Raw genomic sequence first — 10,095 nt, 5'->3', positions numbered from 1 at the left:
GAGGCCCACCCTGCGGTGGATGTTCCAGTACTTCATGTGGGTCCGCCTGGTGGTGCTTGAGGGCAGGGTCTTGGTGCTCAACCTCTCCCCTGACCATGAGAAGGTGGTGCGGCTTCTGAGGGTGGAGCGATATTACCTCCTGGAGTGAGGGGGGTGCGGAATGTGGGCTCGACGATGGGGCCTTCACCGGGGACCTCCCGCCGGAAGCCCATGCTTTCGACCATCCTGTGGCCCTGGCGAGCTGGAGGCTCCTGCGGGAGAAGGGGGCCACCCGGGTGTACCCCGGGCACGGTCTTGTCAGGCCGATGCCATCCTGAGCCCCTTGGTCGGTCACCGCTTCCCCGGGGTTTCCCGATGAGACCTGGGGCAAGGTTCTCGAGCTCAGGACGCGGGATTTCACCGCCACGTCCTCCCTGGAGAGGGCTCTTGGGGCGGGAGTTTACCGCGGGTTCGCTCACGAGGTGACCCTGTAGACCGTAGCCGCGTTGGTGCCGAAGATCCCCTTCCACTCCGCGCTAGCCCGCTCGAGGCCGCTTTGCTCTAAGATAGCTTCCAAGGCCCCTTTGACCTCGGCATAACTTCCGGCCAAGAGGCAGACCGGCCAATCGCTGCCGAACAGGCAGCGCTCCGGTCCAAAGAGCCGGAGGGCTTCCTGGACGTAGGGCCTCAAGTCCTGGGGGCGCCAGCGTTGCCAGTCGGCCTCGGTGACCAAGCCGGAGAGCTTGACCCATACATTGGGGAGTTCGCTCAAAGGGGCCAGGCGCTCCACCCACTCCGCCCACTGCCCCTCCCGGATGTTCGGCTTGGCCAGGTGATCGACCACAAAGCGCACCTCCGGATGGCCGCGGGCGGTCTCGAGACAGGCTGGCAGCTCGCGGGTGCGGGTGAGGAAGTCGTAGACCAGCCCCCGCCGTCCCAGCTCCTCCAGGCCCTGCTGCACGGCGTCTTGGAGGAGCCAGCAGGGGTCTTCCTCGTCGTGGACCTGGTGGCGCAGGCCCACCAGGTAGCGCCCGTGGGGGGAGGCCAGCACCTCGTCAAGAACCTCGCCCACGCTGGGGTCGGTCAGGTTGACCCAACCCACCACCCCGGCTACGAAGCCACTCTGGGCGGCGATCTCCAGGAAGAAGTGGGTCTCCTCGAGGCTCGAGCGCGTCTGTACCAGGATGGTCCGCTCCACCCCGCTCTCCCTCAGCAGAGGCTGCAAGTCCTCCGGAGTAAAGTCGCGCCGGATGGGGGAGAGGGCCTCCTCCTCCAGCCAGGGGTAGTGGATCCGGCTGGGGTAGATGAAGTGCTGGTGGGCATCGATGACCATGCTCACAGAACTCCTTTTGCGGACGCCCCGCCTTGGCGGGAGGGTGGGGAGGATGTCACATGCTCCAGCCGCCGTCGATGACGTACACCGCCCCGGTGGTGAAGGCCGACTCGTCCGAGGCCAGGTAGAGGGCCAGCTGGGCCACCTCCTCGGGCCGGCCCACCCGGCCCATGGGCTGCCGGGCGATGAAAGCCTGGCGCACCGTCTCCTCGCTCTGGCCGCTGCGGCGGGCTTGTTCGGCCACCCGCTCCCTCCAGGAGGGGGAGTCGATGGTGCCGGGGCAGATGGCGTTGCAGCGGATACCCTGGGTGACGAAGTCGGCGGCTACCGCCTTGGTCATGCCGATCACCGCGGCCTTGGTGGCGCTGTAGACGAAGCGGCTCGGTACCCCCTTGAGCGAGGAGGCCACGCTGGAGAGGTTGACGATCGCCCCGCCCCGCCGCTCGAGCATCTTAGGAATGGCGGCTTGCATGGTCCAGAACATCGAGCGGGCGTTCAGGTCGAAGGAGAAGTCCCAGTCCTCCTCGCCGCACTCCAGGATCGTGCCGTGGTGGACGTAGCCGGCCACGTTGACCAGCACATCCAGGCGCTCGAGCGCGCCTATGAGCGCGAAGATAGCCGAACGGTCGGTCACGTCGAGCCGCTCGGTGCGGCAAGGGAGCCCCTGGAGTAACCCGGGGTGGAGGTCGGTGGCGACGACCCGGGCTCCTTCCCGGATGAAAAGCTCGGCCGTGGCCCGGCCGATGCCCTGGCCGGCGGCGGTGATCAAGGCGGTTTTGCCAGCGAGCCTTCCTGCCATGGAACCTCCTTCTTCAGGTGGGGACCGGGGCTGCCTCGGCCAAGAGCCCCTCCGCTTTGAGCTCGGCCCAGAGGTCTTGGGGGATGGGGATCTGGAACATGGAGAGGTTCTCCTCGAGCTGCTCGGGGGTTCGGCCGGCGGTGAGCACCGAGACCACCGCCGGGTGGCCCAGGGGAAACTGGATGGCCGCGGCCTTCAAGGGCACCCCGTGCCGATGGCACACCGCCTGGATGCGCAGGGCCCGCTGCAGCACGTGGGTGGGGACTTCGGCGTAGTTGTAGTGCGCGCCGGGCCGGGGGTTGGCCAAAAGCCCGCTGTTGTACACGCCGCCGATGACCACCCCGATGCCCTTCTTGACGCACAGGGGGAGGAATTCCCGCAGGGACTCCTGCTCCAAGAGGGTGTAGCGCCCGGCCAGCAAAAACAGGTCGAAGTCGCCTTCGCGCGCGAACTCGAGGAGCATCTCCCACTGGTTCATGCCCGCACCGATGGCCCGCACCACGCCCTGCTCCCTGAGCTCGAAGAGGGCTTTGTACCCCCCCTCCATCACCTCGCGCACACTCAGTCCCGCCACGTCGGGGTCGTGGATGAGCAGAATGTCGACCCGGTCGAGGCCCAGGCGCCCTAGGCTCTCCTCCAGCGAGCGCATGAAGCCGTCGTAGGTGTAGTCGTAGACCACGTTCAGGCGCGAGGGCGTCTTGAAGACCGGCTCACCCCTGGCATCAAATTGGCTGGGATGGGGCGGTGCGCCCGCGCGCAGCAGGCGCCCGACCTTGGTCGAGACCACGTATCCGATTCGACCGGCCAGGAAGTGGCCCAACCGCTCCTCGGCCAGGCCGAAACCGTACCAGGGGGCGGCGTCATAGTAGCGGATCCCCCCTTCCCAGGCCGCCTCCAGCACGGCCTGGGCCGCTTCGTCCGAGACCGGCTGGAACAGGCTCCCCAGGGTGCCCACGCCCAGGCCGAGCCGGGTGAGGCGTAGGCCACCCCTCAACGCAACCTCATCGCCGGGTTTACTCACCGCTCCACCCCACTTCCCCGCACAGGTGTACCCGGAGGCCCATGGCCGCAAACATGGCCGCCTTGGCGGCCAAAGCCCGGTCGGCCTCCGCCGCCGAAGGGGCGTAGGCCACCTGGATGTGGTTGGCCTTGTGCTTCGCCATCATCTGGTCGCGGCTCACCCCGTGCAGCACCGCGTGCATGATGGGCCACTCTGGGGTGGTGAGCCGCCAGCGCCGCTGGGTCTCCCCCTCGGGCAGGGCGACCACCGTGGCCCGGCCCAGATCGACGTGCAGGGCTCCTTCCATCACGAAAACCCGCGACCACACGATCTCGCCGGGCTTGCTCACCCCCCTCAAGGTTCCGCCCCCCAAGGGGAAGTACATGGGCGGCTGACGCAGGCTCTCGGCCCCCCGGTAGCCCCCGATGAAGTGCGAGGGGGGAGCGGCCCCGGAGATCATGAAGACCCAGACGAAAGCGTCCAGGCCATCCCCCACGTAGCGCTCGCCCCAGCGCAGGTCGTGCAGCGTGGTGGCCGGGTCGAAGCCCATGGCCCGCCAGACCCGGTTGGTCACCAGCGCGTCCACCGCCGCGCCCTCGTCCACCTCGTTGAAGTGGGGCAGGGCTTGGTTGGCGTAGAGCTCCGCCCGGCCGTCGCGGCTCAGGACCGGCGGGCGCTCTACGTTATTCAAGAGGCCCTCAGCCAAGTCCGAGGCCGGGGCCATGTCCTTGAGGCCCTGCTGGTACTGGATGCCGATGGCGTCGCAGCCGAAGTCGTGGGCCATGCGCACGGCGGCGATGTACATCTTGAGCTGCTCGAGCACCTGGGAAAGGGTGAGCTCGCTGGCCTCGTCGTCGCCTAGCTTAAACTGCATCCCCCGGTCCAGAAGCCACTGGTAGGCCGCGCGGGCCTCCTCGTCTCTCACCCGCCGCATCTCGGCCAGCAGCGCCGATTGCGACAGGCGCTCCTTGTAGAGGCCGCAGGGATTTAGCAGCTCGTCGTCGAGGATGGCGTTGTACATCCCCATGCAGCCCTCGTCGAAGACGCCCAGGATGGCCTTCTCGCGCCGAAGCTGCCTGGCCAGGGCCTCCCCCAGCTCCCGCTCGGCCCTCGGCAGCCGCGCGGGGTCTAGGTCGCGCACGTGGCTTTGGTCGTGGCTGATCTGGCCGGTCTCGAGCCATTCCTTGAGCCCCCGCCGGAAGAAGGCGTCGGTGAAGTCCTCGCTCCAGAGGCTGCTGTACTTCACACCCACCTTGGTGAGGCAGCCGTTGAGGTTGAGCATCCCCACCAGCCCCGGCCACTGCCCGCTCCAGTTGGCCACGGTGAGGATGGGGCCTTGGTGGTCGCGCAAGCCGGGGAGGACGTGGTGGCTGTACTGCCAGACCGCCTCGGCCACCACCAAAGGGGCTTCGGGGGGGATGCGCTGGAAGACCTCCATGCCCATCTTCTGGCTCGAGATGAAGCCGTGGCGCTCGACGGGGTCGTAGGGGTGGGCCCGCACGACCCGGAAGCCGTACTCGGTGAAGACCTGCGCCAGCTTGCGTTCCATCTCCTCCTGGGCCGGCCAGCAGGTCTGGTTGGCCGAGGGACGCAGGTCGCCGCTGGCCACCAGATAGACCTCGCCGGGCTGGGCTTTGGGGGGTTCGGAAAGGGGGGGCAGGCGGTAAGGGCTCATGGGAAACCTCCTTGCCAGTAGCTGCCCGTGGGGTAGGTGTAGGCCTCGAGCGACTCCGGTTTCATAGCAACGCTGTAGCCGGGGCCCTTAGGGGCCAAATAGCGGCCCCCCTGGATCCGCACCGGGTCCAGGAAGTGCTCGTGCAGGTGGTCTACATACTCCAAGTAGCGCTCCTCCAGCGAGCCCGAGACCGCGATGTAGTCGAAGATCGAGAGGTGCTGCACGTACTCGCAAAGCCCCACCCCGCCCGCGTGCGGGCAGACCGGCACGCCGAACTTGGCCGCGAGCAGGAGCACCGCCAGCACCTCGTTGACCCCTCCTAAGCGGCAGGCGTCGATCTGGCAGAAGCCGAGGGCCCCGGCCTGCAGGTACTGCTTGAACATCACCCGGTTGTGCACGTGCTCGCCGGTGGCTACCCGGACGCCGGTGTCTTCCAGCGCCCTGGCGATGGCCCGGTGTCCCAGGATGTCGTCGGGAGAGGTGGGTTCCTCGATCCACAGGGGCCTGTAGGGGGCCAGCGCTCGCACCCACGCGATGGCCTGGGGCACCTCCCAAACCTGGTTGGCATCCACCATCAGGATGCCATCGGGCCCGATCTCCTCGCGCACGATGCTCAAGCGGCGCAGGTCGTCCCCCAGGTCGCGCCCTACCTTGAGCTTGAAGGCCCTAAAGCCTTGCTCCAAAGCCTCGCGGCAGCGCTGGCGGAGCTTCTCGTCGGGGTAGCCCAGCCAGCCCGCGCTGGTGGTGTAGGCCGGATAGCCCTGCGCGAGCATCTGGGCCTCGCGCTCGCCCTTGGTGGGCTCGAGGCGCTTCAGGATCTCCAGCGCTTCCTGGGGAGTAAGCGCGTCGCTGAGGTAGCGGAAGTCGATAGCGGCCACGAGCTCTTCGGGGGAGAGGTCTGCCAAGAGCTTCCACAGCGGCTTGCCCTCAGCCTTGGCCCACAGGTCCCAGACCGCGTTGACCACCGCGGCGGTGGCCAGGTGGATCACCCCTTTCTCCGGACCCAGCCAGCGCAGCTGGCTGTCGCCGGTGAGGCGGCGCCAAAAGCCGGCCATGTCGGCGGTAAAGCGCTCCAGGCGCTCGCCCACCACCTTGGGCAGGAGGGCCTGGATGGCCTGGACTACCAACTCGTTCCCCCGCCCGATGGTGAAGGCCAGGCCGTGGCCCTCGAGGCCCCCCTCGCCCCTGAGGACGACGTAGGCCGCTGAGTAGTCGGGGTCGGGGTGCATGGCATCGGAGCCGTCCAGGCTCTTGGAGGTGGGGAAGCGGACGTCCAGGGCGTGTGCCTCGATGATTCGCATGGCTTACTCCATCAAGAAGACCGGCTCCATCCGGGCCCACCACTCCCCCTCCTGGCGGGTGGGCAGGGGATCTTGGCAGGGGTCGGTGAGCTTCCACCACTCCTGGGTCAGGGGGTCGGCGGCGATCTGTTTCTGGGCCTCCTCCCAGCTCTCCCCGTGAAACTCCAGGTAGCCGAAGAGGAGCCCGGCGTGGTGGAAGATCGAGTAGTTGCGCACCCCTACCCTCCGCAGGGTCTCCAGCACCCCTGGCCAGGGGTCGGCGTGCAGGCGTTTGTACTCCTCGAGCTTCTCCGGCTTGACGCGGATGACCATTCCGATGCGCTCCATGCCTCACCCCTTCACCGCGCCCACGATCAGGCCGCGCTCGATGTAGCGCTCGAGGACGATGGCCATCACCACCACCGGCAGGATCATGATCAGGATCACCACCGACATGTACCACCACTCGGTGCCGCGGGTGCCGCTCATGGCCGAGACCAGAAGGGGCATGGTCTGGGCGTTGGCCTTGGAGAGGAACAAAGCCACCAGGTACTCGTTCCAGGCGAATACCAGCACCAACAGGAAGGTGGCCACTAGGCCGGGGGCCGCCAGGGGCAGCACGATGGCGAAGAAGATGCGATAGCGCGAGGCCCCGTCGATCTGCGCCGACTCCTCGACGTCCTGGGGAACGCCCAGGAAGTAGTCCCGCATCAGCCAGACCGCGATGGGCAGGTTCACCGCGGTGTAGCTCACGATGAGGGCCGTGCGGGTATCCAGCAGCCCTAACTGCTGGAAGAGCAAGTAGATGGGAATGACCACCACCACTGGCGGCAGGATGCGGTTGGAGATCATCCAGAAGGCCACGTCCTGGTTTCCCAGGCTTCGCCGGAAGCGCCGTCCCAGCGTCTGCAAAACCAGGAAGAACAGCGCCAGCGCCACGAGCACCGCCACCCCTGCGGGCATGCCAAAGACCGCGAGCACCACCCCCACCGCCAGGCAGCCGATAAAGGCCACGACGGCCCCCACCCGGGGGCGGTAGGTGAAGCGGGTCAGGCCATAGGCCGCGAAAGCCCCCAGGAAGAGGGTGAGGGTCGCGCTCGCGAGGGCTACGCTGGCCGTGTTGAGGTAGGCCCGCTTCACATCCGGGCCCAGCACGCCAAAGACGTACTGCCAGGCGTGGAGGCTAGGCCGGAAGTCCACGAAGGGCAGGTAAAAGGGCCCGTTGAACACGTCGATGGGCAGCTTCAAGGAGGTCACCACCACCCAGTACAGCGGGAAGAGCACCAGGGCGGCGGCGATCACCAGCACGGCATAGGTGAACGCGACCTGAAGCGGTGAAGGCTTCAAGGGATTTCTCATCTCAACCCTCCCCCCTCGCCCGTGGCAAGACCGTTCGGGCGTAGATCGTGCTGAACAGCGAGACCAATACGAGCAAGACGAAGCCCAACGCCGCCGCCGTGCCCACGTCCAGCGTCCGCCAGGCGAAGTAGGCGTGCAGGGTGAGGGACTCCGTAGCCGTGCCCGGGCCGCCATTGGTAAGGATGTTGGGCAGGTCCACGATCTTGAAGCCCTCGATCATGCGGATGAGGACCAAAGTGGCGCTGGCCGGCAGCAGGTAAGGGAAGATCACGTAGCGGAAGGTCTGCCACCGGGTAGCCCCGTCCACCGCGGCGGCTTCAACCTGCTCCTGGGGGATGCTCTGCAGCGCGGCCAGCAAGACGATGAAGGCGAAGGGGGTCCACTGCCAGGTATCGCCGATGAGCACCGCAAAGCGGGCCCCCCAGGGGTCGTTGACCCAGGAGAAGCCCGAAAGGCCCAGCGCCGCCCAGAGGGGCTGCAAGGGCCCCTTGCTGGTGTCGGTGAGCATGCGGAACATGTAGGCGATCCCCACCGGGGTGATGGCCAGAGGCAGCATGAACACCACCCGGAAAAAGCGGGTTCCCGGCAGGCGCTCGGCGCACAGCAAGGCCAGTCCCAGCCCCAGCCCGTACTGCAAGGCCGTGCCCGCAAAGACGTAGAAGAGCGTGGTCTGCAAGGTCCCCAGCAGGCTGCCGGGGACCAGCCGGGAGAGCACCAGCCAGGCGAAGGCCAACACCAAAACCCCGCCCAAAAGGGGCCAGGCGAGTCCCCCGCGCCCCTGCCGGCGGCGCCGGTAGAGACTCCAGGCCAACAGCAGGGCCAGGAAAAAGAGCGCTGCCCAAACCCATAAGGCTTCACCCCCCCTGCCCAAAAAATGCGCCTGCTCGCTGCCCAAGAGCAGCTTGCGGTAGTTGGCCAGGCCCACGAAGTCGAGCTCGGTCTGCCCGCCGCTGAAGCGAATTCTTATCAAGGAGGAGTACAGCGAGCCCAGGAGAGGGAAGAGGGCAAAGCCCAGCATCAGCCCCACCGCGGGCAGCAAAAAGATCGCACCGGCCTGGCGCTCAAGCCACGCGCTCATCCGCAGCAGAGGTCCGGGGTTCGCCCCCGCGGCGCGCGCCGCGGGGGCCTCGATCGGGGTGTGCTCGGGTCGCTCCATCTCCCCCCTCCGCATGGCCCAGGTCTAGCGTTCGATGCTCAGGCTGGCGCGATAGGCCTGCCTTTGCCGCTCCCGGCCCTCGGCGTTGGTGATCTCCTCCCAGCCGCTATTGATCTGGTCCATGGCCTGCTGAGCGTTGATCTGCCCAGCCAGGAACTCCGCCAGGGCCTTGTCCAGCACCACCTGCTGGTACTGTTGGGTTTTGGGGATGCGCAGGTCCAGGATCATGTTGGGGCTGGTGAGGCTGGCCTCGATGGCCCCCAGGTAGTTCTTGGCCGCGGCCTCGCTGAAGCCGGCCTCGGTCCAGAGCTTGAGGTTCTTGAAGTGGGAGACGCGGTAGGGGTTGAAACCGGTGATCCCGATGGTGACGTCCTTGCCCGAGACCGCCGGGCTGCTCATGTAGGAGAACAGGGCGTAGGCCGCATCCTTGGCCTGGGGCTTGGCCTTGGCGTTGATGCCCCCCGACCAGCCCCCGAAGGCCGCGTAGGGGGCGTGGTTGATGCCCCCTGTAGCGTAGGGGCAGAGGCTAGCGGTGCAGGTTACCAGCTTGCCGGTAGACCGGTCCAACACCCGCCGGCTTCCCGGCAGGATCACCGCGCCCACCTTGTCCTTGACCTTGGAGGTCTGCGGGTCGATGGCCAGGGTGCCGATATCCCCCCAGTCCACGGAAAGGGCGCATCGCCCGCTCACGAAGAGGCCGCGGGTGTCGCCCACGTCCAGGTTGAGCTCATCGGGGGGGCCGTACTGGGTGGTCTCTTTGTAGACCCGCAAGGCCTCGGCGAAAGCCTCGTTCTTCACCAAGGGGCGCATGGTCTCGGTGTCGAAGAATAGCCCCTGCTGGGTGCCCTTGGACTGCACGTAGCCCCCGAGGATGGAGGTGAACATCCAGTAGGACTGGGCGTTGCGTTTCTTGGCGATGCAGCTGCCGTAGTCGGGCTTGCCGTCCCCGTTCCAGTCCTTGCCATAGGCCGCCTTGGCGATGGCCAGGTAGTCGTCCCAGGTCTGGGGGGGTTTCAGGCCGAGCTGCTGCAGCACGTCGGTGCGGTAGTAGACCATCTGGAAGTCGCCGTCGAGGGGGACGGTGTAGATCTTGCCGCCGTAGCTGGCGCTGAAGTTGCGGAAGAACTCGCCGATGTCGTTCCACTGGATCTCCCGGTCCGCGCGGATGCGCGCGGTGAGGTCCTCTATAATCCCCGCGGGCACGAAGTCGGCGATCCACTGGGGGGCGAAGATCCAGGCGTCGTAGCTGTTGGTGCCGGTGGTGGCGTCGGTCAGGATCTGCTGGTAGAGGTCGGCGAAGGGGACCACCACCACGTTGACCTTGGCCCCGGTCATCTGTTCGAACTCCTTGCCGTGCCGCCTGAGGGGCTCGGCGATCTGGGGGCCGGTGAAGGTGAGCACGTTGATCTGCACCCCATCAAAGCGCTTACCCTGGCCCAGCCCCATCCCGGCCAGCAGCACGCTTACCCCTGCGAGAAGGGCAAATATGCGCTTGTACATAGGATCAAACCTCC

The 10,095-nt window shown here is 67.0% G+C and carries 9 protein-coding genes; all 9 read right to left on the bottom strand.

Going from position 1 to position 10,095, the window contains the following annotated elements; genetic code table 11:
- Window positions 1–454 precede the first annotated feature (454 nt).
- Genes DNA98_RS15620 through DNA98_RS15580 form a run of 9 tightly spaced genes read right to left on the bottom strand, consistent with a single transcriptional unit; the run spans window position 455 to window position 10,081 of the window.
- On the bottom strand, window positions 455–1,312 hold the full coding sequence (locus DNA98_RS15620) for an amidohydrolase (RefSeq protein WP_110532331.1): 858 nt from the start codon (window positions 1,310–1,312) through the stop codon (window positions 455–457).
- Window positions 1,313–1,367: 55 nt separating this feature from the next.
- Complete coding sequence (locus tag DNA98_RS15615; protein ID WP_110532323.1) at window positions 1,368–2,111, bottom strand: SDR family oxidoreductase; 744 nt, start codon at window positions 2,109–2,111, stop codon at window positions 1,368–1,370.
- 13 nt (window positions 2,112–2,124) lie between these two features.
- Complete coding sequence (locus DNA98_RS15610) at window positions 2,125–3,132, bottom strand: aldo/keto reductase (RefSeq protein ID WP_110532322.1); 1,008 nt, start codon at window positions 3,130–3,132, stop codon at window positions 2,125–2,127.
- Complete coding sequence (locus tag DNA98_RS15605) at window positions 3,125–4,786, bottom strand: fucose isomerase (protein WP_110532321.1); 1,662 nt, start codon at window positions 4,784–4,786, stop codon at window positions 3,125–3,127. Before DNA98_RS15605 ends, DNA98_RS15610 begins: the two co-directional genes overlap by 8 nt.
- Entirely contained in the window at window positions 4,783–6,087 is a 1,305-nt protein-coding gene (locus DNA98_RS15600; RefSeq protein ID WP_110532320.1) for an L-fuconate dehydratase, read from the bottom strand. Before DNA98_RS15600 ends, DNA98_RS15605 begins: the two co-directional genes overlap by 4 nt.
- 3 nt (window positions 6,088–6,090) lie before the next feature.
- Window positions 6,091–6,414 carry an L-rhamnose mutarotase gene (locus tag DNA98_RS15595; protein WP_110532319.1) on the bottom strand — a complete coding sequence of 108 codons (324 nt, stop codon included), beginning with the start codon at window positions 6,412–6,414 and terminating at the stop codon, window positions 6,091–6,093.
- 3 nt (window positions 6,415–6,417) lie between these two features.
- Window positions 6,418–7,425 (bottom strand): carbohydrate ABC transporter permease, encoded by a 1,008-nt coding sequence (locus DNA98_RS15590; RefSeq protein ID WP_110532318.1) that lies wholly within the window; start codon window positions 7,423–7,425, stop codon window positions 6,418–6,420.
- Between the two features lies 1 nt (window position 7,426).
- Window positions 7,427–8,581 carry a carbohydrate ABC transporter permease gene (locus tag DNA98_RS15585; RefSeq protein WP_110532330.1) on the bottom strand — a complete coding sequence of 385 codons (1,155 nt, stop codon included), beginning with the start codon at window positions 8,579–8,581 and terminating at the stop codon, window positions 7,427–7,429.
- 24 nt (window positions 8,582–8,605) lie between these two features.
- Window positions 8,606–10,081 (bottom strand): ABC transporter substrate-binding protein, encoded by a 1,476-nt coding sequence (locus DNA98_RS15580; RefSeq protein ID WP_174720044.1) that lies wholly within the window; start codon window positions 10,079–10,081, stop codon window positions 8,606–8,608.
- Window positions 10,082–10,095 lie beyond the last annotated feature (14 nt).

This window comes from Meiothermus sp. Pnk-1 (assembly GCF_003226535.1).
GTDB lineage: Bacteria > Deinococcota > Deinococci > Deinococcales > Thermaceae > Allomeiothermus.
This window is presented reverse-complemented; position numbering and strand designations above follow the sequence as displayed.